The 20,633-nt window shown below is 68.9% G+C and carries 23 protein-coding genes and 1 tRNA gene; 14 read left to right on the top strand and 10 right to left on the bottom strand.

The window, feature by feature from the left end:
• Nucleotides 1-144 precede the first annotated feature (144 nt).
• The 7 genes from BM162_RS16695 to BM162_RS16725 all read left to right on the top strand — a co-directional run bounded on the left by BM162_RS16695 (nt 145) and on the right by BM162_RS16725 (nt 7,775).
• Nucleotides 145-2,217: an ATP-binding protein gene (locus tag BM162_RS16695; RefSeq protein WP_143096188.1), complete on the top strand. Its 2,073-nt coding sequence runs from the start codon at nt 145-147 to the stop codon at nt 2,215-2,217.
• Nucleotides 2,218-2,235: 18 nt separating this feature from the next.
• Nucleotides 2,236-2,748, top strand: coding sequence for a GNAT family N-acetyltransferase (locus BM162_RS16700; protein ID WP_093424458.1), 513 nt, complete (start codon nt 2,236-2,238; stop codon nt 2,746-2,748).
• A 10-nt stretch (nt 2,749-2,758) separates the two neighbouring features.
• Entirely contained in the window at nt 2,759-3,694 is a 936-nt protein-coding gene (locus BM162_RS16705; RefSeq protein ID WP_093424459.1) for a histone deacetylase family protein, read from the top strand.
• Entirely contained in the window at nt 3,691-3,933 is a 243-nt protein-coding gene (locus tag BM162_RS16710; RefSeq protein WP_093424461.1) for an exodeoxyribonuclease VII small subunit, read from the top strand. The genes BM162_RS16705 and BM162_RS16710 overlap by 4 nt, the downstream gene beginning before the upstream one ends.
• Nucleotides 3,930-4,802 (top strand): polyprenyl synthetase family protein, encoded by an 873-nt coding sequence (locus tag BM162_RS16715; protein WP_093424462.1) that lies wholly within the window; start codon nt 3,930-3,932, stop codon nt 4,800-4,802. Before BM162_RS16710 ends, BM162_RS16715 begins: the two co-directional genes overlap by 4 nt.
• A 146-nt stretch (nt 4,803-4,948) precedes the next feature.
• The gene (gene dxs / locus BM162_RS16720; RefSeq protein WP_093424464.1) at nt 4,949-6,877 is read left to right on the top strand and encodes a 1-deoxy-D-xylulose-5-phosphate synthase; all 1,929 of its coding nucleotides are present in this window, start codon (nt 4,949-4,951) and stop codon (nt 6,875-6,877) included.
• A gap of 217 nt (nt 6,878-7,094) precedes the next feature.
• A complete protein-coding gene (locus BM162_RS16725; RefSeq protein ID WP_177215211.1) occupies nt 7,095-7,775 on the top strand; it encodes an androgen-induced gene 1 family protein in 681 nt (226 codons plus the stop codon).
• Here BM162_RS16725 and BM162_RS16730 read toward each other — a convergent pair.
• Nucleotides 7,724-8,587 carry an SDR family oxidoreductase gene (locus tag BM162_RS16730; RefSeq protein ID WP_093424467.1) on the bottom strand — a complete coding sequence of 288 codons (864 nt, stop codon included), beginning with the start codon at nt 8,585-8,587 and terminating at the stop codon, nt 7,724-7,726. The two genes, BM162_RS16725 and BM162_RS16730, sit on opposite strands and share 52 nt — an antisense overlap.
• 78 nt (nt 8,588-8,665) lie before the next feature.
• Here BM162_RS16730 and BM162_RS16735 point away from each other — a divergent pair, with 78 nt between their 5' ends.
• Entirely contained in the window at nt 8,666-9,019 is a 354-nt protein-coding gene (locus tag BM162_RS16735; protein ID WP_093424468.1) for a class I SAM-dependent methyltransferase, read from the top strand.
• 57 nt (nt 9,020-9,076) lie between these two features.
• Nucleotides 9,077-9,433: a hypothetical protein gene (locus BM162_RS16740; protein ID WP_218153111.1), complete on the top strand. Its 357-nt coding sequence runs from the start codon at nt 9,077-9,079 to the stop codon at nt 9,431-9,433.
• A 4-nt stretch (nt 9,434-9,437) separates the two neighbouring features.
• Here the strand turns inward: BM162_RS16740 and BM162_RS16745 are convergent, their stop codons facing one another.
• The 6 genes from BM162_RS16745 to BM162_RS16770 form a co-directional block, all read right to left on the bottom strand.
• Nucleotides 9,438-9,854 carry a DUF1810 domain-containing protein gene (locus tag BM162_RS16745; RefSeq protein ID WP_093424470.1) on the bottom strand — a complete coding sequence of 139 codons (417 nt, stop codon included), beginning with the start codon at nt 9,852-9,854 and terminating at the stop codon, nt 9,438-9,440.
• A complete protein-coding gene (locus BM162_RS16750) occupies nt 9,851-10,144 on the bottom strand; it encodes an Rdx family protein (RefSeq protein ID WP_093424471.1) in 294 nt (97 codons plus the stop codon). Before BM162_RS16750 ends, BM162_RS16745 begins: the two co-directional genes overlap by 4 nt.
• An 18-nt stretch (nt 10,145-10,162) precedes the next feature.
• Nucleotides 10,163-11,134, bottom strand: a complete 972-nt coding sequence (locus BM162_RS16755; RefSeq protein ID WP_093424473.1) for a DNA topoisomerase IB — start codon at nt 11,132-11,134, stop codon at nt 10,163-10,165.
• 68 nt (nt 11,135-11,202) lie between these two features.
• Nucleotides 11,203-11,979, bottom strand: coding sequence for a 3'(2'),5'-bisphosphate nucleotidase CysQ (locus BM162_RS16760; protein ID WP_093424474.1), 777 nt, complete (start codon nt 11,977-11,979; stop codon nt 11,203-11,205).
• Nucleotides 11,966-13,312 (bottom strand): TldD/PmbA family protein, encoded by a 1,347-nt coding sequence (locus BM162_RS16765; RefSeq protein ID WP_093424476.1) that lies wholly within the window; start codon nt 13,310-13,312, stop codon nt 11,966-11,968. The genes BM162_RS16760 and BM162_RS16765 overlap by 14 nt, the downstream gene beginning before the upstream one ends.
• Before the next feature lie 94 nt (nt 13,313-13,406).
• Complete coding sequence (locus tag BM162_RS16770; protein WP_093424478.1) at nt 13,407-14,900, bottom strand: DUF2125 domain-containing protein; 1,494 nt, start codon at nt 14,898-14,900, stop codon at nt 13,407-13,409.
• 131 nt (nt 14,901-15,031) lie between these two features.
• On the opposite strand from BM162_RS16770, the gene BM162_RS16775 reads away from it, so the two are divergent.
• Nucleotides 15,032-15,787: an SDR family oxidoreductase gene (locus tag BM162_RS16775; RefSeq protein WP_093424479.1), complete on the top strand. Its 756-nt coding sequence runs from the start codon at nt 15,032-15,034 to the stop codon at nt 15,785-15,787.
• A gap of 414 nt (nt 15,788-16,201) precedes the next feature.
• Here the strand turns inward: BM162_RS16775 and dapB are convergent, their stop codons facing one another.
• Nucleotides 16,202-17,014 carry a 4-hydroxy-tetrahydrodipicolinate reductase gene (gene dapB / locus BM162_RS16780; RefSeq protein WP_093424495.1) on the bottom strand — a complete coding sequence of 271 codons (813 nt, stop codon included), beginning with the start codon at nt 17,012-17,014 and terminating at the stop codon, nt 16,202-16,204.
• A 99-nt stretch (nt 17,015-17,113) separates the two neighbouring features.
• Between dapB and rbfA the strand changes: the two genes are divergently transcribed.
• The 3 genes from rbfA to truB are packed head-to-tail and all read left to right on the top strand — an operon-like array spanning nt 17,114 to nt 19,211.
• Nucleotides 17,114-17,512, top strand: a complete 399-nt coding sequence (rbfA, locus tag BM162_RS16785; protein ID WP_093424480.1) for a 30S ribosome-binding factor RbfA — start codon at nt 17,114-17,116, stop codon at nt 17,510-17,512.
• Nucleotides 17,512-18,249, top strand: coding sequence for a phosphodiester glycosidase family protein (locus tag BM162_RS16790; RefSeq protein ID WP_093424481.1), 738 nt, complete (start codon nt 17,512-17,514; stop codon nt 18,247-18,249). Before rbfA ends, BM162_RS16790 begins: the two co-directional genes overlap by 1 nt.
• 56 nt (nt 18,250-18,305) lie before the next feature.
• Nucleotides 18,306-19,211: a tRNA pseudouridine(55) synthase TruB gene (gene truB / locus BM162_RS16795; RefSeq protein ID WP_093424483.1), complete on the top strand. Its 906-nt coding sequence runs from the start codon at nt 18,306-18,308 to the stop codon at nt 19,209-19,211.
• Nucleotides 19,212-19,533: 322 nt separating this feature from the next.
• Here truB and BM162_RS22905 read toward each other — a convergent pair.
• Together BM162_RS22905 and BM162_RS16800 are read right to left on the bottom strand one after the other, a co-directional pair.
• Nucleotides 19,534-19,623, bottom strand: a tRNA-Cys gene (locus tag BM162_RS22905).
• A gap of 236 nt (nt 19,624-19,859) precedes the next feature.
• The gene (locus tag BM162_RS16800) at nt 19,860-20,306 is read right to left on the bottom strand and encodes a very short patch repair endonuclease (protein WP_093424496.1); all 447 of its coding nucleotides are present in this window, start codon (nt 20,304-20,306) and stop codon (nt 19,860-19,862) included.
• 126 nt (nt 20,307-20,432) lie between these two features.
• On the opposite strand from BM162_RS16800, the gene BM162_RS16805 reads away from it, so the two are divergent.
• Nucleotides 20,433-20,633 (top strand): helix-turn-helix domain-containing protein (locus tag BM162_RS16805; RefSeq protein WP_342741178.1); only part of this gene is annotated, 201 nt, incomplete at its 3' end.

Here is a 20,633-nt window from a genome sequence, read left to right on the forward strand (position 1 = left end):
CGCATGCAACTTTCTTGCCGCACCCGCGTCGGGGTGCGGGCGCGCCGCTGACCTGTCACATTTGCGCCCACAAATGCACCTTCCGCGGCTCTAGCGCTACCTCGGGGACCCGAGCGGGAGGCGGGACGAGCGGTGAAGGATGACGTGATCAAACGCAGGCGAAGCTCGGGGATCTACCTCGCCCTGGCCGCGGCCGTCCTCGCACTGGGCGTGGGCCTGGCCGTGTTCCTCGTGAAGCAGGACCACGCACGCCACACGGAAGAAATGCGCGCCGCCCTCGCCGAAGAGGCACTGAAGGCCGCCGACGGCCTGCGCAACGCCATCTTCGAGATGGAGTTGGTCGCCAACGGCCTTGCCGCAAGCATCGCCGCCGCGCCGGACCTGCAACAGCCGCAATTCGCGATGGCGGCCCGCCGGCTGGTCGACCGCCGGCCCGAGATCATGAACGTCGCAGCGGCGCCCGACCTCAAGGTGTCGCACGTCTTCCCGCTGGAGGGGAACGAGGACGTCATCGGCCTCGATTACCGGATGATCCCCGAACAGCTTCCCAGCGTGGCGCGGGCGCTGCGTGCGAGGGCCTCGGTGATCGAGGGGCCCGTCCGGCTGCTTCAGGGCGGGCGCGGCTTCATCCTGCGCAAGCCGGTCTACGTGCCCCGGCCTGCTGGCGGCGATCGTCTGTGGGGTATTGTGTCGCTGGTGATGTCCGAGCACGGGATGGTGCACCGGATCAACGACGACACGGACGCGCAGTTCGCCATCCGCGCGCTTGCCGCCTCCGGGCAGCCCGCCGCCATACTCTCGGGTGACGCTGCCGTATTCGAGGCCGACCCGGTCCTGCAACCCGTCGCCTTCGAGACCGAGCGGTGGGAGCTTGGTCTCATCCCCGAGAACGGCTGGCCCACCACCGCCCCAAACCGAGAGGCCATCCTCGCGATTACCCTGAGCGCCACAGTGCTGCTGTTCGGCGGCGTCCTGTGGATTCGCCGTGTTGCGCGCGAGCGGGAAGAGGCGCGCGACCTGCTGCTGCACGCCATCGAAGCAATGAACGACGGCTTCGCCATCTATGACCAGCGGGACCGTCTGGTGATGTGCAACAGCCGCTACCGGGCGATCCACGGTCCCGCCGCGACCCTTCTGACGCCGGGCGCTCCCTTCGTCCGGATCGTGCGTGAAGCGGTGCGCATGGGCGTCTATGCCGGCGCCAAGGGGCGCGAACACGAATGGGTGCGCGAGCGGCTGCAGGCGCACCGTCGGTGCGCCGACGTGGTCGAGCAGCAGCTTTCGGACGGGCGCTGGATCAAGATCAGCGAGGCCCGCACGCCGCACGGCTACACGGTCGGGCAGAAGATCGACGTCACCGAGCTGAAAGAGGCCGAGCGCGCCGCCGAGCGCGCCAACCGCGGCAAGACCGAGTTCCTCAACAACGTCACGCACGAGCTGCGCACGCCGCTGACCATCATTCTGGGCTATGCGACCTTCCTGGGGAACCCGCGGGTGCTGCCGCAGGCCAAGCGACTGGGGGTGCTGCTGGACGCGGGCGAGACCGACCGCGCGACGCTGGACAAGGCACGCGAGGACGTGGTGGGTGCCATCGCCGGATACGGGCGCAAGATCGAAGGGTCGGCGCGGCACCTGCTGCACATGGTCAACGAGATCCTGGACTGGGCGCAGGTCGAGCACGACCGGATGACCCTGCACCGCGCCCCCGTCCCGGCCCGGGATCTGGTCCGCGAGACGGTGGATGAGTTCCGGCAGCAGGCCGCCGACCGGGGCCTGGCCCTGACGTTCGAGTGCGACAGCGCGTGCGGCGAGGTGCTGGCGGATCCGGTGCGGATGAAACAGGTGCTCTACAACCTGATCGGCAACGCCATGAAGTTCACAACCGAGGGCGGCGTGCGCGTATCCGTCGGCCGTGACGGCGACCGCACATCTTTCGTGATCGAGGACACGGGCTGCGGGATAAGCCGCGAAAACATCGACATGATCTTCGAGAGGTTCCGCCAGGTCGACGGCTCGGACACGCGGCGCCACGGCGGCACGGGCCTCGGCTTGGCCATCGCGCGACACATCGTGGACCTGCACGGCGGCACGCTGCGCGTGACGAGCGAGATCGGAAAGGGAAGCCGCTTCTCATTCGACCTGCCCGACCCGGTGTGCGACGCGGCCGTGGCGGAGGAGGTCGCGGAGGCCGAAGAGCCGCAGGCGGAGGTGGCTTAACCCACTGGATACCCGGCGATGCTAGGCAAGCGGGATGCCGTCGTCATTGCCACCGCCATGCCACACCCGCCCCCGCGCCTGAGGTCGTTCGGCCGAAGCGGTGACGCGGCTGCGTGCCTGCGTATCTGGCGCCGGGCCGCCGAGGCGGGGCATCCGTTCCTCGGCCCCCGCGACCTGGACCAGGAGGAGCTTCTGCTGCGCCACCGGCTTCTGCCCGCCGCCGACGTGACGCTGGCCGAGGTGGACGGCGTGCCGGTGGGCTTCGTCGCGCTGGTCTGGCGGCTGGTCGCGGCGCTGTTCGTCGACCCGGCGCACCACCGCCACAGCATCGGTCGGCACCTGCTGGAGCATGCGGCGCAGGCCCATCCGGCACTGGCGGTCGAGGTGTACGAGGACAACGCCAACGCCCGTGCCTTCTATGCCGCCTGCGGCTTCAGACAGGTGGGGCGGCGGCCGCAGGATGCGCTCGGCCGCCCGCACGCGCTGCTTCAGCTGGAACGCGCGTTTGCTGACACGCGGGCGCGGCGCTAGCTATGGGATCATGACAACGCTGTATCTTTCGCACCTCGATTGCCTGAACCACGTCACCCCGTCCGGGCACCCCGAGCGGGCGGTGCGGATCGAGGCGATCACCGCCGCCATCGCGGACGAGCGGTTCGCGTCCCTCGTCCGGCAGGACGCGCCGCTGGTCGAGGATGCCGACATCCTGCGCTGCCACCCGCAGAAATATCTCGACCGGCTGAGCCGGGTGGAGCCCGAGGGCGGCTGGAAGCAGCTCGACCCCGACACGCACATGTCCGACGGCACCCTCCTGGCGGCGCGGCGTGGCGCAGGCGGCTGCTGCGCCGCCGTCGACGCCGTGCTGGCGGGCGAGGTTGCCAACGCCTTCGTCGGCTGCCGCCCGCCCGGCCACCATGCCGAAACGGAAACGGCGATGGGGTTCTGCCTGTTCGGCAACGCCGCCATCGCCGCCAAGCGTGCGCTGGATCACCACGGCCTGTCGCGGGTCGCGGTGCTGGACTTCGACGTGCACCACGGCAACGGCACGCAGGACCTGCTGTGGGACGAGCCGCGCACGCTGTTCTGCTCAAGCCACCAGATGCCGCTGTTTCCCGGCACCGGGGCCGAGTCCGAAACCGGCGCCCATCGCAACGTGATCAACGTGCCGCTGCGCCCGCTCACCGGCGGGGCAGAGATGCGCCGCGCGTGGGAGGGGGCGATTCTTCCTGCGGTGGCCCGGTTCGAGCCCGAGCTGATCATCGTCTCGGCCGGGTTCGACGCCCATGCGGCCGACCCGCTGGCGCAGCTCAACTGGACGGTCGAGGATTTTGCCTGGCTGACGGGCCGGATCTGTGATGTGGCCGACGACGTGTGCGGCGGGCACGTGGTCTCGACACTCGAGGGCGGATATGATCTGGACGCGCTGGCGGCGGGCGTCGCCGCGCATGTGACGGTGCTGATGGAGCGGGGCGGATGAGCGAGACACCGGTGGCCGAGATGAGCTTCGAGCAGGCGATGGCCGAGCTGGAAAAGGTCGTGGGGCGGCTGGAGTCCGGCGATGTGCCGCTGGAGGATTCGATCCGGCTTTACGAGCGTGGGGCCGAGCTGAAGGCGCGGTGCGAGGCCAAGCTCAAGGAAGCCGAGGAAAAGGTCGCCCGGATCACGCTGGACGAGAACGGCCAGCCCCGCGGGACCGAGCCTCTCGACCCCGCATGAGCTTCCGCGACAGGCTGGGCGACTGCGCCGGCAAGGTGCAGGCGCGGCTCGACGCGGCGATGGCGCCGCTCGGCGAACTGCCGGTGGTCGAGGCGATGCGCTGGGCCTGCGGCGGCGGCAAGCGGCTGCGCGGGTTCCTGGTGATGGAGGGCGCGGCGCTTCACGAGGTGGCGGATGCGCGCTCGGTTCACGCGGCGGCGGCGATCGAGGCGCTGCACGCCTATTCGCTGGTGCATGACGACCTGCCCTGCATGGACGACGACGACCTGCGCCGCGGCCTTCCGACGATCCACGTGAAGTGGGACGAGGCGACGGCGGTGCTGGCCGGCGACGCGCTTCAGACGCTGGCCTTCCAGCTTCTCTCGGACGACAGCTGCCACCCGGACCCGGCGGTGCGCATCGACATGGTGGCGACGCTCGCCCGGGCCGCGGGGGCCGAAGGGATGGTGCGGGGCCAGGCGCTGGACATCGCGGCCGAGACGGCGGAACACCCGCTGACGCTGGCCGAGATCGAGACGTTGCAGGCCGGGAAGACGGGCGCGCTGATCCGTTGGTCGGGCGAGGCCGGGGCGCGGCTGGCCCAGACCGATCCCGCGCCGCTGTCGGCCTATGCCGATGCGCTGGGCCGGGCCTTCCAGATCGCCGACGACATCCTGGACGTCGAGGGCGACGCCACCACCGCCGGCAAACGGGTGGGCAAGGACGCCGAGGCGGGCAAGGCGACTTTCGTTTCGCTGCTGGGACTCGACGGCGCGAAGCGGCGGGCGGCTGAGTTGGTCGAGGAATCCTGCGCCGCGCTCGACGGCTACGGCTCCCGTGCTGAACGGTTGCGCGACTGCGCCCGCTTCGTCGCGGCCCGCGACCGCTGACCGGCTGGCGTGGCATTGCCGGCGCGCTGGACTATCTGCACGGGGAACGGGCACAGATGCGACGGCCGTGGTGCGCTTGCGGCAGTCGGGAGCATTGGGTAAGCCCCGGCGACGCCTAGCTGTAGCCGGGAAAGGGTTGCGACGCGATGAGTGACAGACCGAAGACGCCGTTCCTGGACCGGGTGAAGAGCCCCGCGGACCTCAAGGGCCTGAGCGATGCGGACCTTCACCGCGTGGCCGAGGAGCTGCGCGCCGAGACGATCTCGGCCGTGTCCGAGACGGGCGGGCACCTTGGCGCGGGTCTTGGCGTGGTCGAGCTGACGGTCGCGCTGCACGCCGTCTTCGACACCCCGCGCGACCGGCTGATCTGGGACGTCAGCCACCAGAGCTATCCGCACAAGATCCTGACCGGTCGCCGCGACCGCATCCGCACACTGCGTCAGAAGGGCGGCTTGTCGGGTTTCACCAAGCGGTCGGAAAGCCCCTATGACCCCTTCGGCGCGGCGCACTCCTCGACCTCGATCAGCGCGGCGCTGGGCTTTGCGGTGGCGCGCGACTTGGGCGGGCAGCCGGACTACGGGCTGGGCGACGCCATCGCGGTGATCGGCGACGGCGCGATCAGCGCCGGCATGGCCTACGAGGCGATGAACAATGCCGGGCACTTGGGCAAGCGGCTGATCGTCATCCTGAACGACAACGAGATGTCCATCGCTCCGCCCGTGGGCGCGATGTCGTCCTACCTGTCGCGGCTCTATGCCGGGGCGCCGTTCCAGGACTTCAAGGCCATCGCCAAGGGTGCGGTCAGTTTCCTGCCGCCGCCGTTCCAGGAGGGCGCGCGACGGGCGAAGGATCTGCTCAAGCACATGACCATCGGCGGCACGCTGTTCGAGGAAATGGGATTCTCCTATGTCGGGCCGATCGACGGCCACGACCTCGACCAGATCCTGCCGGTGTTGCGGGCGGTGAAGGCGCGGGCCGACGGGCCGATCCTGATCCACGCCATCACGCGCAAGGGCAAGGGCTATGCCCCGGCCGAGGAAGCGGCGGACCGGGGCCACGGCGTGTCGAAGTTCGACGTCATCACCGGCGAGCAGAAGAAGGCCGCGTCGAACGCGCCGTCCTACACCAAGGTCTTCGCCCGCGCCCTCATGGCGCAGGCCGAGGCGGATGACCGCGTCTGCGCCGTCACCGCCGCCATGCCGGACGGAACGGGCCTGAACCTGTTCGCCGAGAAGTTCCCAAAGCGCTGCTTCGACGTGGGTATCGCCGAGCAGCACGGCGTCACGTTCTCGGCCGGGCTCGCCGCCGGGGGGCTGCGGCCGTTCTGCGCGATCTACTCGACTTTCCTTCAGCGTGGCTATGACCAGGTGGTGCACGACGTGGCGATCCAGCGCCTGCCGGTGCGCTTCGCCATCGACCGGGCCGGGCTGGTGGGGGCCGACGGGGCCACCCATGCGGGCGCGTTCGACGTGGCGTTCCTGGCCAACCTGCCCGGCTTCACGGTCATGGCCGCGGCGGACGAGGCCGAGCTGGTGCACATGGTCGCGACCGCCGCCGCGCATGACGAGGGACCGATTGCCTTCCGTTACCCGCGAGGTGAGGGTGAGGGCGTCGAGATGCCGGAGAAGGGCGAGCTGCTCGAGATCGGCAAGGGCCGGATGATCGCCGAGGGGCGGCAGGTCGCGCTTCTGTCCTTCGGTACGCGGCTGGGCGAGGTGCGCAAGGCGGCCGAGGCGTTGGGCGCGAAGGGCATCACCCCGACCATTGCCGACGCGCGTTTCGCCAAGCCGCTGGACCGCGACCTGATTCTGAAGCTTGCTGCCGAGCACGAGGCGCTGATCACCATCGAGGAAGGGGCCATCGGCGGCTTCGGCAGCCACGTGGCGCAGCTTCTGGCCGAGGAGGGCGTGTTCGACCGGGGGCTGAAGTACCGCTCGATGGTGCTGCCGGACACGTTCATCGACCAGGCCTCGCCGAAGGACATGTACGACGTCGCGGCGCTGAACGCCGAGCATATCGAGGCCAAGGTTCTGGCCGTGCTGGGAGAGGAGACCGCCCGCGCCGCCAACGCCTGACGCGAGGTCACGGGGGCGCGATCACATTTGTGCCCGGATCTTCCTGCACTCGAGGCGCATGCCGCGCTGGATGTTCGCCCACAAGGCGAGCAGTATCCGGTGCTCAGGCAGCTCCTCGAACCTGCTCTGGGGTTCGCGGCGCGGCTGCCCGGGACAGGTCCTCCCGGGTGGCCGCCAGCCGCCGGCGTGCCTGAATGGCAACGGGAAGGAGCTTCACGTGAATCAGAGTGTCCGACCCCTCCTGCGCTATCGCCTGTTCGTGTTCGGGTTGGCGCTTGTCTATTGGCTCTACCAGTTCAAGGCGGTGGGCAGCGGGTTCGGCTGGCAGTTCCGCTACCTGACCATCTGGGCGCTGACGCTGTCGTTGATCTCGGCCGCGGCCATGCTGCGCCACTCGCTGGGCCGGGGCGGACCGCCGTATGCGCTGGCAGCGGTGACGGCGGTGGTAAACGGGCTGGTCGTGCTGTCGTACTGGCGGCTGTACTTCACGGACCCATCCTTGGTGAACAGCGCCGGTATCGCGTGGTGGCAGGAGTACTACCTGCACCTCGTGGGGCCGGTGCTGCAATGGATCGACGCGCTGGTGCTGTTCGGCGCGTTCCGCAAGCCGTGGCGCACGCTGGGCTGGCTGGTGACGCTGATCCTGGCCTATGTCGGCTGGATCGAGCTCGCCGTGCAGCCGCGGCTCGACTGGCCGCAAGGCAGCGTGACGTCCGGCCTGCCGTACCCGTTCCTCAACGACATGGCGTTCGACGCGCGGCTGGGCTTCTATGCCGCGACCGGGTTGAGCGGGCTTGTCCTGCTGGCCGCCGGTACGGGCGCGACATGGGCGCGGCGGCGGGTACTTCAGGTCTCGGAGTCCAGCAGCGCGCGCAGCCCGTCGCGGTACGACGGATAGAGCAGCCGCACGCCGAGTTCGTCCCTGATGCGATCGTTTCGCACGCGCTTGGACTCGGCGTAGAAGCTGCGCGCCATCGGCGACATCTCGGCTTCTTCGAATGGCACGGCCGCCGGGACCGGCTTGCCCAGAAGCTCGGCGGCGTGGGCGATCACGTCCTGCGGCGGGGCGGGGTCGTCGTCGCAGACGTTGTAAGCCGCGCCGGGGTTGGGGTGCGCGATGGAGGCGTCGAGCACCTGCGCGATGTCGTCGACATGGGTGCGGCTGAAGACCTGCCCCTCTTTCACGATCCGCCGGGCCGTGCCCGCCCTCACCTTGGCGAAGGGGCCGCGGCCGGGGCCATAGATGCCGGCGAGCCGGAAGATGTGAAGCGGCAGGCCCGAACGGTCGGCCAGCTCTCGCCACTGACCCTCGGCCATGACGCGCAGGCGGCCGCGCCGGGTCGAGGGCGTCAGCGGCGCGCTCTCGTCCACCCAGTCGCCGCCATGGTCGCCGTAGACGCCGGTCGTCGACAGGTAGCCTGCCCAGCGGATGTGCGGAGCCGCCGCCGCGATATCGTCGGCGAGTTCGGCGAGCACCGGGTCGCCGTCGTCGCCCGGCGCGGCAGAGATCAGAAGGTGCGTGGCGTGCGCCAGGGCCGGACGTACGTCCTCGCCCGGCCAGACCAGCGCTTCGGCCCCCGTGGTGGCGATGCCGGCGGCCTTCTCGGCGCTTCGCGTGGTTCCGATGACCCGCCAGCCGCGCGGCAGCAGCCGCCGGGCCAGCGCGCGGGCCGAATATCCGTGTCCGAACGAGAGAAGCGTTTCCGTCATGGCTCTTGTCTTGGCACGATCGTGGCGCGGGGCAAGGGGGGACTTGCATTTCCGCCGCGTCCGTCGCTGACTGAGGACATGGCTGACAAACCCGGACTCGACGCGGCATATGCGCTGCACTCTCCCGACGACTCCCGCCGTCTCTATGCCGACTGGGCCGAGACGTACGACACCGAGTTCGCCAAGGCGACCGGCTTTCAGGTGCCCACCGAGGTCGCGCGCGTCTTCCGCGAGAGCGGCGGCGAGGGCCCGGTGCTCGACATCGGCGCGGGGACGGGGGCAGTGGGCGAGGCGCTCGCCCGGCAGAAGTTCGACATTTTCGCCCGGCACATCACGGACCTGCAGTTGCACGAGGTCGCGAACTATACCGCGAACGCGGACCCCGCGCATGCCGGGGACCGGAGCCTGATCGCGGCATTCCGCAAGCTCTGAAACAGGAACCCGGCTCGGGCCGGTCCCGTTGACACTCAAAGCGTCAAGGAGGGGCAGATGGCTGTGCCAGAACGCTATCGAGACATCGATTTCACGCCGCCCGAGGAGGCGGCGCGCGCCGCCGAGAAGGGGCTGGATCTGTGCGACCGGTTCGACCGCGGCGGCACGGAAGCGGGGCTTGCCCGGGCGCGCAGCCTGAAGAAACGCCAGCCCCTCCCGCCCGAGGCCATCGGCAAGATGGTGGCGTACTTCCAGCGCCACGAGGGCGACAAGATCAAGGGCAATTTCGGCGACGACGAGGACCCGTCCGAGGGTTACGTCGCCTGGCTTCTGCGCGGCGGCGATGCCGGACGGGACTGGGCGGAAGAGGTGCAGGACCGGATGGAGAAAGCGGACGCGGCGGCGGCCTCATGATCGCTCAGTCCGCGCCCAGCAGGTGCAGCGTCCGCTCGCATCGCTGCTTGCCGTAGATGTCGGCGAGGACGTCCGCGAACACCGGGTCTGCACCGGGCAGCGTATCGAACAGCGTGGCCGACGAGCGCAGCTTCATCGCGTCCACGCCGCCCAGGATCGCCTCGGGCGGCGTGCCGGCATGTCCGAGCATCAGCTGATTGCACTCGATCAGGCGCGCACCCAGTACCGGGTGCGCGAGGTAGGCGGCGGCCTCTTCCAGATCTTCAATGCCGTAGTACTGCGCGGTGGAGGATCGTCCGAGGCCGCGTAGCTGCGGAAAGACGAACCACATCCAGTGCGACCGTTTTCCCCCCGCACGCAGTTCATCCATGGCCGTGTCGATCACGCCCTCCTGCGCGTCGAGGAAGCGCTGAAGGTTCATGCTTGGCCCCCCGCGGGCCGGTCGGCATGGCCCAGGTCGCGCTCGGGGAAGGCGACGTCGCGGACGAGTTGCTTCAGCCGCTTCGCCTCGGGGAAGCCGCCGTCGCGGGCGCGGTCCCAGATCGTCGCGCCGTCGACCGTGATGGTGAACGTGCCGCCCGTGGCGGGCACAAGCGTGACCGCCGCAAGGTCCTGCCCGAACGTCTGCAACAGTTCCTGCGCCATCCAGCCGGCGCGCAGCAGCCAGTTGCACTGGGTGCAGTACGTGATCTCGATCCCTGGCCGCGCCATCGGTGCCTCCGTTCCCCTCTAGCGGTCGATCAATGCCATCAGCCGCCGCTCGTCCACCCTGAGACCGCTGATCTGCGGCGGGTCCTGAGGGATGCGGCCGGGATCCTCGGCCAGCGCGATGACCTCGGGGTGGATGTAGCTGTTGCGCGCGATGGTGGGCGTGTTCGCCAGCCGCTGCGCCGCCGCCTCGGACATGCCCTTGATCGTCACCTTCTCGGCCTCGGCCGCCGCGTGCAGGGCCGCGACCGACCCGTTCCAGGTGCGGAACGTCTTGGCGGTCAGCCGGTCGCTCTGCGTGATCTCGGCCAGCCGGTGGTTCACAAGGTCCGACGTCACCTCGCGCGGGGTGCCGTCGGAATCGATCCATTCGACCAGCCGCGCGCCCGGCAGGTCGTCGAGATCGTGCAGCACCTTCTGAAGCTTGTTGTCCTTCACGTGCCGCTTCACGTCGCGCCCGCCCTTGCCGGGATAGCGCAGGTCCAGCCCGTGTTCGCCCAGCGACAGGTGCCGGTGGGTCAGCGTCGTTGCGCCGTAAGTGCCGTTCTCGTGCTCGTAATCCGGGTGGCCGATGCGCAGCGACAGGCGGTCGATTATCGCCAGCACGGCGGCCACTGCGAAATCGATGTCCCCTGCCTCGCGGTCGAGGTCGCGCGCGATGTTGCGGCGGATGCGGGGCAGGGCGCGGCCGAACTCGGTCAGGTCGTCGTACTTCTTGCGCGCGCGGTACTCGGTCCATTTCGGGTGATACCGGTACTGCTTGCGCTGCCGTGCGTCGCGGCCCGAGGCTTGAAGATGCCCGTCGGGACGCGGGCAGATCCAGACGTTCTCATAGGCCGGCGGCACGGCGAGCGAGGACAGACGCCGCCGCTCCTCGACATCCTCGATGCGGGTGCCGTCGGGGGCGAAATAGGTAAATCCGCGCCCGCAGCGGCGGCGCGTGATGCCGGGGCGCGTGTCGGGATAGTAGATGAGGTCGGGGATCTCACGCATGGCATCCGTCAACCGAGGTGCGGGGCTCGTGGTTCCGCCCGCGGCTACACGGATGCGTCAGTCGCGCGTCACCACGCCAGCCGCGTGCGGATCGAGGCATGCAGCGCGTCCGGCGCGGCGATCACGCCGTCGGCGCGCCGGTCCGCGGTGTTGAAGCGCAGCGGCGCGCCGTGCCGATCGGTGACGGTGCCCCCGGCCTCGCGCACGATCAGGCTGCCGGCGGCGATGTCCCATTCCCACGCGGGGACGAGGGTGAACATCGCGTCATAGCGGCCCTCGGCCACCAGCGTCAGGCGGTAGGCGAGCGAGGGGCGGAAGCTGCGTTTGAAGTTGGGAACCGGTCCGCTCCAGTTCTCGGGGCGGAAGTTCGGGCGGTTGGCGAGCACGCGCGCGCCGTCGGCCTCGCCGTGCGCGCTGACCGAAAGCGGCGCGCCGTTCAGCGCGGCCCCCTGACCCAGTCCGGCGGCGTAGAGTTTGTCCATCACCGGCAGGTAGACGACCGCCGCCATGACCCGACCGTGTTCGGCCACGGCAAGCGACAGCGCCCAGGTCTCTTCCCCGGCGACGAAGGCGCGGGTGCCGTCGATGGGGTCGACCACGAAGATGCGCTTCGCCTCGTGGCGGGCGGGATCGTCCTCGCTTTCTTCGCTCAGCCAGCCGTATTCCGGGCGCGCGTGCCCGAGCGCCGCGCGCAGGTGAGCATCGACGGCCAGGTCGGCCTCGGTCACCGGGCCGGCGGTGCCGCCCTTGTCCCAGACCTGAGGATCCGCGCGCCAGTGCTTACGCGCAATTTCTCCGGCGGCCTGCGCCGCGTCGATGAGAAGCGGGAGGTCAGTCGCCGGCAAGCGTCAGCCCCTCGACCAGAAGCGAGGGCACGACGCGCGACAGGTGCGTGCGCGCGTCGTTGGCCGGGACGATCGACAGCAGCATGTCGCGCAGGTTGCCGGCGAGCGTGATCTCGTTGACCGCGTGCACCGGCTCGCCGTTCTCGATCCACAGGCCGGACGCGCCGCGCGACCAGTCGCCGGTATTCGGGTTGACCGTGGCGCCGATGAACGAGGTGACGAGCAGGCCGGTGCCCATCTCGCGCAACAGCTCCTCTTTCGTCAGCGTGCCCGGCGTAAGGACGATGTTCGAGTTGCCCGGCGACGGCGGAGCGGAGGGGCTGCGCATGGCGTTCCCGGTGCTGTTCAGCCCCAGCTTGCGGCCGGTGGCAAGGTCGAGCGTCCAGCTTTTCAGCACGCCATCCTCGACGATGTGGCGTGGCTTGGCCGCGAGCCCCTCGGCATCGAAGGGGCGCGATCCGGTGACGCGCGGGCGCAGCGGGTCCTCGAGCAGCGAAATCCACGACGGCAGCACCTGCTGGCCCATCAGGTCGCGGGCCCAGGACGAGCCGCGCGCGATGGCGGTGCCGTTGGTGGCGCTGAGCAGATGCCCGATGAGCGAGGCGGCAATGCGTTCGTCGAAGATGACCGGGTAGGCGCCGGTCTTGGGCCGCTTGGGATTGGCGCGCTGCAACGTGCGCTCGGCGGCGATGCGGCCGACCTCTTCGGGCGACATCATGTCTTCGGCGTGGATGCGCAGGTCGCTGAAGTAGTCCCGCTCCATCCCCAGCCCCTCGCCGGTGATGGCGCCGCAGGACAGGTAGCGGTCGGTGCGGGTGTAGCTGCCGGCGAAGCCGTTGGTGCCCGAAAGCCGGATGGTGCGGCGGCCGTAGCCGGCGGTCGAGGACAGGACCTGCGCGATCCCCTCATGCGCCAGCGCGGCGGCCTCAGCGCGGTGCGCCTCGTCCTCCAGATCGGCCGGCGCGGGTTCGGCGGAGGGGTCGGCCAGGTCGAGCGCGTCGACGTCCCAGAAGGTGGCGAGCTGATCGCCCTTGGCCAGACCGATGTAAGGATCCTCGGGCGCCTCTTTCGCCATGGCGACGGCGCGTTCGGCCATCATGCGGAACGTTTCGGGCCGGATGTCGGAGGCCGAAACGCAGGCCTGCCGCTTGCCCATCAGGACCCGCAGGCCCACATCCACGGCCTCGGACCTCTCGGCATGCTCGAGCCCGCCCTTGAGCACGTCGATGGAGATCGAGGTTCCGTCCACGGCGACGGCGTCGGCCTCCTCGGCCCCGGCATTCAGCGCGGCGGTGAGAAGATCGGCGGTGATGGACGCGAGCGGGTCGGACATGCGCGGCGGCTCCTTCCTGGTGTGACTTGGCACCTAGTCCGGCGGAGGTCGCCGCGCAAGGCTGCGGCGGACGCAAGGCGCCCGCCGCCGGACGCTACTGGATGCGCTGGCCGTTGGCGGTGATGCCGCCCTCGGGCGAGACTTCGATCAGCGACTCGAACTGATCGTCGTCCACTTCGCGGGCGAACATGCCCAGCATCATCTGCGCGCCCATCGCCTGCTGCTGCGGGACAAGGCCCATCTGCACGAGCGTCTCGAGCAGCGCATTCGCGCCCGAGAGGGTGAGCTGTACCGACCCCTCGGGCATCGCCGCGGGCATGCCCGGCATCGCGTCGCCCTCGAACGTGAACGCGCCTTCGCCGGTCAGTTCGGCCCCCCCGAGCGCCAGTGTCAGGGCATTGATGTTCACGCTCTCGACTTGCGCGGGCGCGCCCGCGCCGGTCATCGCCTCGGGGTCAGAGACGTCGACCAGCACCTTGGCGCGGCCGGACAGGTCCAGAAGCAGGGTCGCCGGGTCACGCGGGATCTGGCCGGTCGGGTCGATCATCGACCACAGCTCGTCGCCCACGGTCAGGCCCGAGAGGTTCAGAAGCAGCGCGAAATCCGACGCTTCGTCGCTCTGCGCGACGGGGATGGTCAGGCCGAAGGCGGTCTCTTCGATCGCGGCCGATACTTGGGGGAAGGGGATGGCGGCACCGGAGACGGTGAACTCGACGCCGGTATTGGCACCGCCGTAGCGGACGCTGTCGCCAGTAAAGGCGAAGTCCAGCGCGCCGGTGTCCGAGCTCGAGGAGATCGTCATGCTCTCCTCGCCGCTGACATCGAGCGTATAGCTTCCGCCGCCGTGGGTGTAGGTGCCGGACACGTCGAGGGCGCCCGAGAGGGCGGCGTCCGGATCCGACATCGCAACGAAATCCTGAAGCGTGCCCTCCGAGCTTGAGGCGATGTCGGAGAAGGCACCGTTCATCGTGAAGTCGCCCGAGCCGTCCGTTGCGCTGGCCGAGATGTCGACGGTCAGGCTTTCGGCTGCGAAGGCGCTGTCGAACCGGATCGGCGTGCCCTCGGTCAGGGAATAGGTGCCCTCCACCGCCTGGAGCACGAAGTCCATGTCGGTTTCTAGCGCCTCGCCCTCGGTCTCGACCTGCGCGACCTCGACGGTGAGCGACGGCGCGTCATAGGTGTACGATGTCGTGTCGCCCTCGCCCGAAGCCACGACGACCAGGCCCGGCGCAGCCACGTTCAGCGCCATCTCGAACGGGGCAGCGTCTTCGGGCTTCATCGACAGGTCCATGTCGTAGCTGTCGGACATGGTGATGCGCACCGTGCCATCGTCCTGCTCGCCCAGAACGATCCTCTCGATGGTGCCGGTCGCGGTGCCCTCGGGCATGTCGAAGCTGACCTCGACCTCCGACAGCGTCAGGGTGCCGCCCGACATCTCGCGGCTGCCAGCCTCGAGCGTGACGCCCGCGTCGGCGTACATCGACTGCCACTCGTCCCACAGACCTTCGGCGCTAACCTGCGCGGCCGCTCCGGTCGCAAGGAACGGCAGAACGGCGGTCGTGCATGCGAGCGATCTGAGCGTGGTCATGGAATGGTACTCCCCGGTGCCTATACTTGCCCGCAGCTTCGAAGTGTTGGACCTCAGGGTCAACCCGGATGCGGGGTAGAAACGCACCCGCCGCGGGGCTAGCGTCCGTACCAGGACAAAGGAGGCACGCGATGACCGACATGACGGGCAAGACGGTTCTCATCACCGGGGCGAGCCGGGGGATCGGCGCGGCGGCGGCGCGCGCCTTCGCCGATGCGGGCGCCAAGGTGGTGTTGCTGGCGCGCAACGCCGACAAGATCGGTGATCTGGCGGGCGAGCTGGGCCGCGACACTGCGCTCGCCGTTCCCTGCGACGTCAGCCGGTACTGGGAGGTGCAGGCGGCGGTGGACGCGGCGGTCAAGACGTTCGGTAGCCTCGACGTCATGGTGAACAACGCGGGCGTCATCGAGCCGATCGCGCATCTGCACGAGGTCGAGCCGGATGCCTGGGGCCAGGCGATCGACGTCAATCTGAAGGGCGTGTTCCACGGCATCCGCGCCGCCCTGCCGCTGATGATAGACGCGGGCGGCGGCACGATCCTCAACATCTCGTCCGGCGCGGCGCATGGTCCGGTCGAGGGTTGGTCGCAATACTGCGCATCGAAAGCCGGCGCCTACATGTTGACCCGGATGGCCGACGAAGAGGGGCGCGGCAAGGGCATCCGCGCGTTGGGGCTGTCGCCCGGCACCGTGGCGACCGACATGCAGCGCGAGATCAAGGCGAGCGGTATCAACCCGGTGTCGCGGCTGGACTGGTCCGACCACATCCCGCCGGAATGGCCGGCGAAGGCACTGTTGTGGATGTGCACGGCCGATGCCGACGACTTCCTCGGCCGGGACGTGTCGCTTCGCGACCCGGACATCCGCAAGCGCCTGGACCTGGGCTGAGGGGCTCGCCGCGGTGCGCGCTCATTGAAATGCGGGCCCGGCACTGCCGGACCCGCCTGGGTGCTGAAAAGAAGAACGGGCCACTCACGGTCACGTGTCCGTAATTCATCGGACGAGGGATCAAGCAGGTTCAGCAGCAGACGGTTCCCGATCTTCCGCTACGAAATGGGAAATAATTCACGTGCGGCGCAGAACCGTGCCGACGCCGCGGATCTTGAAGTGGGTCTCGCCCAGCTTCTCAAGCTCCGTTCAGTCCTCCAGCCGGGGAGTGCCGTCGCCAAGGATCGCCGTGTACCGGCCGCCCTTATCGTCCGTTGCTGTGACGGCCTCATGCTTCGGGTCTTGCGTCATCCGGGCCTCCTGTTCCTTCAGGTCAGGAAGCCCCGGTCAGGTGGCAGGTTCCGCGCCGAGCGGCTACTTCAGGCCGAGCACGTCGATCATGTCGTAGTGCCCGGGCATCCGGTCCAGCCCCCACAGCGCCGCCTTCAGCGCGCCGCGTGCGAACAAGCTGCGGTCGCTGGCGTTGTGGCTGATGGTGATCTGCTCGCCGTCGCCCGCGAACATTACGTCGTGCCGTCCCACGATGTCGCCGCCCCGGATGGCCGAGAAGCCGATCCGTCCACGCTCGCGCGCATGCGTGATCCCGTCGCGGCCGCGGTCGGACATGGCCGAAAGGTTCACGCCGCGCCCCTCGGCCGCGGCCTCGCCCAGCATCAGCGCGGTGCCCGAGGGTGCGTCGACCTTGTGGCGGTGGTGCGCCTCGACGATCTCGATGTCGTAGCTATCGTCGAGCGCGGCGGCGACCTGCTTCACGAGTTGCAGCAGAAGGTTCACGCCGAGGCTCATGTTGCCCGCGCGAACGACGACCGCGTGGCGCGCCGCCGCGTCGATCTTCTGGATGTCTTCTTCGCTCAACCCCGTCGTGCCGATCACGTGCACGATCCGCGCCTGCGCCGCCGTGGCCGCAAACTCCACCGTCGCCGCCGGCGCGGTGAAGTCGATCACCGCCCGCGCCCGCGCGAACGCCTCGAGCGGGTCGGTTTCCACCGTCACGCCAAGGGGCGCGCCGCCCATCGCCTCACCCACGTCTCGGCCGATCCAGTCATGACCCTCATGCTCGATCGCGCCGACCAGCCGCGCGTCCGGGCTGGCGTTGACGCAAGCCATCAGCATCCGCCCCATCCGGCCGGACACACCCGTGACCACGATCCCCGGCAACTCGTCCATCATCCGCCTCCATGCCTGTGCGCGCCCGGTCTAGCGGCGCGCCGCCCGTAGGGCAAAGCCGTTGTTGCGCCGGGGCCGCGACGCGCTTACATCGCGGCCATGGCTAAGAACCGCTCTCACGAAGGCTCCGGCCCCTCTCAGCGCCAACTGCGCGTCGGTGAACTGATCCGCCGAACGCTGTCGGACGTGCTGAACCGGGGTGACATCCACGACCCCGACCTCAACCGGCTGTCGATCACGGTGGCCGAGGTGCGCACCTCGCCCGACCTGAAGGTGGCGACGGCCTACGTCATGCCGCTCGGCGGGAAGAACACGGACGAGGCGTTGGCGCTCTTGCGCCGCAACAAGGGCGAACTGCGCCGTGCGCTGTCGAAAGAGATGACGATGAAGTACTCGCCCGAGCTGCGCTTCGTCATCGACGAAACCTTCGACCGCATGGACGAGACGCGCCGCCTGTTCGAGCGCGACGACGTGCGCCGGGACCTGGACGACGATTGATGCTGGCCCGCGTGGCTTTCATCCTGGGGGCGCTGCTAGGCGCTCCCGCCTCGGCGGCCGACTGTGCGCGGACCGACTTCGACGGCGCACCCATCTCGTGGTGCCGTGTTGATCTGGAGCGGCAGGAACTGCGCCTCTGGCTGAACGACGAATCCGGCGCGCCCTTCGGCAGCTTCTTCAGCTTGGACCGTGCGCTGCAGGCCGAGGGCAAGAGGCTGGGCGTGGCGATGAACGGCGGCATGTACCACGAGGACCGTTCGCCTGTCGGCCATTTCATCGAGGACGGCGAAGAGAAGATGCGCGTCATCACTTCGGACGGACCTGGCAACTTCGGCCTGCTGCCCAACGGCGTGCTGTGCATCCAAGAAGATCGCGCCGCGATCCTGGAGAGCCGGCGTTACGCAGACGAGCAGCCGGATTGCCGCTTCGCCACGCAATCAGGCCCGATGCTGGTGATCGACGGCGCGCTGCATCCCCGGTTCCTGAAGGATAGCTCCTCGCTCAACTACCGTAACGGTGTCGGCATCAGCGCCGACGGGCGCGAGGCGGTGCTGGCGATCTCGGACGTGCCGGTGAATTTCCACCACTTCGCGCGGTTCTTCCGCGACCATGCCGGTACGCCCGACGCGCTGTTCCTCGACGGCAGCGTGTCGAAGCTGCACGCCCCCGCACTCGGCCGTTCGGACGTGGGCCGGATGATGGGGCCGATCCTGGGCACGGTGCAGCCCGCCGATTGACGGGCCTGCCGGCGCGGGATAGCACCCGCGCCTTGCGAAGCTGACAGAGGGCGATCATGGCAAGACGACGCAAGGGGCGCGACATCTCGGGGTGGCTGATCCTCGACAAGCCGGCCGGTCCCGGCTCGACCGACATGGTCAACAAGGTCCGCTGGGCCTTCGGCGCCAAAAAAGCCGGCCATGCCGGCACGCTCGACCCCGCCGCGACGGGGCTTCTGGCGATCGCGCTGGGCGAGGCGACGAAGGTCATCCCGCACGTCACAGACGCGATGAAGGCCTATCGCTTCACTATGCGGCTGGGCCAGGCTACCACCACCGACGATGCCGAGGGCGAGGTGATCCGCACCTCGGACCTGCGCCCCGACGATGCCGCCATCGAGGAGGCGCTGCAGGGCTACATCGGCGACATCATGCAGGTCCCGCCCCAGTTCTCGGCAGTGAAGGTTGAGGGCGAACGCGCCTATGACCTTGCGCGCGAGGGTGAGCGCACTGATCTCGCCGCACGTCCGCTGTACGTTGAGAGCCTGCGCCTGATCGCGCGGCCCGACGCGGACCATGCCGAGCTGGAACTGGTGTGCGGCAAGGGAGGATATGTCCGCTCCATCGCGCGCGACCTCGGACAGGACCTAGGCTGCGAGGCGCATGTCACCGCGCTGCGCCGCCTCTGGTCCGGCCCCTTCGACCTTGAGGATGCGGTGACGCTGGACCGGATCGAGGAGCTGGCCAAGACGCCCGAGATCGACGCGCTTCTGCTTCCGCTCGAGGACGGGCTGACCGACCTGCCCGAGGCCCGCTGCACCGCCGAGGGCGCGGCACGCCTGCGCAACGGCAATCCTGGGATGGTCTTCACCTCGGACGCCGAGTACGGCGACACCGCCTGGGCGTCGTGGGAGGGCCGCGCCGTCGCTATCGGCACCTACCGCGGCGGAGAGCTCCACCCGAGCCGCGTGTTCACCGCCTGAGGCTGTGGATCCCGCTGGAGGGGCGGGATGCGCACGTCGCCCGTTGGCCAGAGCTTAATTGCTGGGCGCAGGGGGCGAGGTCAGTTCGACCAGCGGATCGGCTTGGCTGGACCGACAGCGATCCTGGAAGGAAATGGGCGTCCCGCTCGCGAGCCGGGCGGTGCGCCTGGAGGATGGGAGGAGGCCGTCGTGCCAGAATCGGTCCGCCGATGCAGAACAGTCCGCGCCGGCGGTCGTGCCGACTTCCTCAGGACCGACCGCAGTCGCCGCCGCGCGGAGGGCGACCGTGCTAGAGCTGCATCGCTCTACATTTGAGAAAAGGTGGAGGCGAGTACCGGAATCGAACCGGTGTACACGGATTTGCAATCCGCGCGAAGGCACTGTTTTCCTTTCATTTTCTTGCAAACTATCCCGAGAGGCGCCTGTAGGAATATCAGGTAGTTATCAGGGCGATGTAAACTGCAGTTCAGCGCACTGACGACGGATCCACGAGCAGGCAACCCTCGATGAGAAAGCCCCAACCGGGGCCGTATGTGCGGCTCGCCCCGTGGGGTTGGCGGTGACGGTGCGTCTCCGAAGGGGCGACGCCTTCGGGTATGCCGGCATAAGCCGTACTGGTGAGTCAGCAAGGAAGCTAAGGAATGCCAGTCACTCCTGACCGCATGGCCAGGAACAGCGTGCTTCTTCTTCGCCGAGCTGAGCTTGAAGTTCATTCGACCGCAACCACGCTGACAGGAGGTCGGCGGAGGCACTTACCTGATCGGACTTCCGAAGGGCGCACTCCCACACTGTTGCGATGCGCCACCCGTCCTCCAGAAGCTTCCTGCGAACCGCCCTGTCCCGAGCGACATTCGCTTCGAATTTCGCCTTCCAGAAGTCCGCGCGAGTCGAGGGGCTGGTCGCATACCGACACCCCTCGTGACGATGCCAGAAGCACCCGTGCACGAAGACGACGGCGCGATGCTTCGGCAGAAGGAGGTCCGGTCGACCAAGGACCCTTTTTGAATGAAGCCGGAAGCGAAAGCCTCGCGCGTGCAAGGCTCGCCTTAGAGCAAGCTCGGGCTTGGTGTCCTTGCCCCTGATCCCCGACATCATCCGGGAGCTGAGAACGGCGGTGAGAAAGTCGGCCACGGTAGCGGCGGGATGAGCCCGCTGCGGGCGGCGTAAAAGTCGTCCACCTTTACCCTTTCTGGTGACGGGGAGGGTGGGAGGATTTTCACCGTGGACTTGTATCGCAAGGTGCGACTGGCGTGTGCCGAGGGGATGAGCCAGCGCGAGGCAGCGCGTCAGTTTGGGATTTCCCGCGACAGCGTTCAGAAGATGTTGGAATTTTCGGTTCCGCCTGGATACCGGCGGACGGCGCCGGTGAAGCGGCCGAAGCTGGATGGGTTCACCGAGATCATCGATGGCTGGCTTGAGGAC

The organism is Tranquillimonas alkanivorans (assembly GCF_900115595.1).
Taxonomy (GTDB): domain Bacteria; phylum Pseudomonadota; class Alphaproteobacteria; order Rhodobacterales; family Rhodobacteraceae; genus Tranquillimonas; species Tranquillimonas alkanivorans.

What these genes read in the sequence shown, in the direction of transcription:
- BM162_RS16700 (WP_093424458.1), top strand. Translation starts at nt 2,236, where the DNA reads ATGCTAGGCAAGCGGGATGCCGTCGTCATTGCCACCGCCATGCCACAC.
- BM162_RS16705 (WP_093424459.1), top strand. Translation starts at nt 2,759, where the DNA reads ATGACAACGCTGTATCTTTCGCACCTCGATTGCCTGAACCACGTCACC.
- BM162_RS16710 (WP_093424461.1), top strand. Translation starts at nt 3,691, where the DNA reads ATGAGCGAGACACCGGTGGCCGAGATGAGCTTCGAGCAGGCGATGGCC.
- BM162_RS16715 (WP_093424462.1), top strand. Translation starts at nt 3,930, where the DNA reads ATGAGCTTCCGCGACAGGCTGGGCGACTGCGCCGGCAAGGTGCAGGCG.
- dxs (WP_093424464.1), top strand. Translation starts at nt 4,949, where the DNA reads ATGAGTGACAGACCGAAGACGCCGTTCCTGGACCGGGTGAAGAGCCCC.
- BM162_RS16730 (WP_093424467.1), bottom strand. Translation starts at nt 8,587, where the DNA reads ATGACGGAAACGCTTCTCTCGTTCGGACACGGATATTCGGCCCGCGCG.
- BM162_RS16735 (WP_093424468.1), top strand. Translation starts at nt 8,666, where the DNA reads ATGGCTGACAAACCCGGACTCGACGCGGCATATGCGCTGCACTCTCCC.
- BM162_RS16740 (WP_218153111.1), top strand. Translation starts at nt 9,077, where the DNA reads ATGGCTGTGCCAGAACGCTATCGAGACATCGATTTCACGCCGCCCGAG.
- BM162_RS16745 (WP_093424470.1), bottom strand. Translation starts at nt 9,854, where the DNA reads ATGAACCTTCAGCGCTTCCTCGACGCGCAGGAGGGCGTGATCGACACG.
- BM162_RS16750 (WP_093424471.1), bottom strand. Translation starts at nt 10,144, where the DNA reads ATGGCGCGGCCAGGGATCGAGATCACGTACTGCACCCAGTGCAACTGG.
- BM162_RS16755 (WP_093424473.1), bottom strand. Translation starts at nt 11,134, where the DNA reads ATGCGTGAGATCCCCGACCTCATCTACTATCCCGACACGCGCCCCGGC.
- BM162_RS16765 (WP_093424476.1), bottom strand. Translation starts at nt 13,312, where the DNA reads ATGTCCGACCCGCTCGCGTCCATCACCGCCGATCTTCTCACCGCCGCG.
- BM162_RS16770 (WP_093424478.1), bottom strand. Translation starts at nt 14,900, where the DNA reads ATGACCACGCTCAGATCGCTCGCATGCACGACCGCCGTTCTGCCGTTC.
- BM162_RS16775 (WP_093424479.1), top strand. Translation starts at nt 15,032, where the DNA reads ATGACCGACATGACGGGCAAGACGGTTCTCATCACCGGGGCGAGCCGG.
- dapB (WP_093424495.1), bottom strand. Translation starts at nt 17,014, where the DNA reads ATGGACGAGTTGCCGGGGATCGTGGTCACGGGTGTGTCCGGCCGGATG.
- rbfA (WP_093424480.1), top strand. Translation starts at nt 17,114, where the DNA reads ATGGCTAAGAACCGCTCTCACGAAGGCTCCGGCCCCTCTCAGCGCCAA.
- BM162_RS16790 (WP_093424481.1), top strand. Translation starts at nt 17,512, where the DNA reads ATGCTGGCCCGCGTGGCTTTCATCCTGGGGGCGCTGCTAGGCGCTCCC.
- truB (WP_093424483.1), top strand. Translation starts at nt 18,306, where the DNA reads ATGGCAAGACGACGCAAGGGGCGCGACATCTCGGGGTGGCTGATCCTC.
- BM162_RS16800 (WP_093424496.1), bottom strand. Translation starts at nt 20,306, where the DNA reads ATGATGTCGGGGATCAGGGGCAAGGACACCAAGCCCGAGCTTGCTCTA.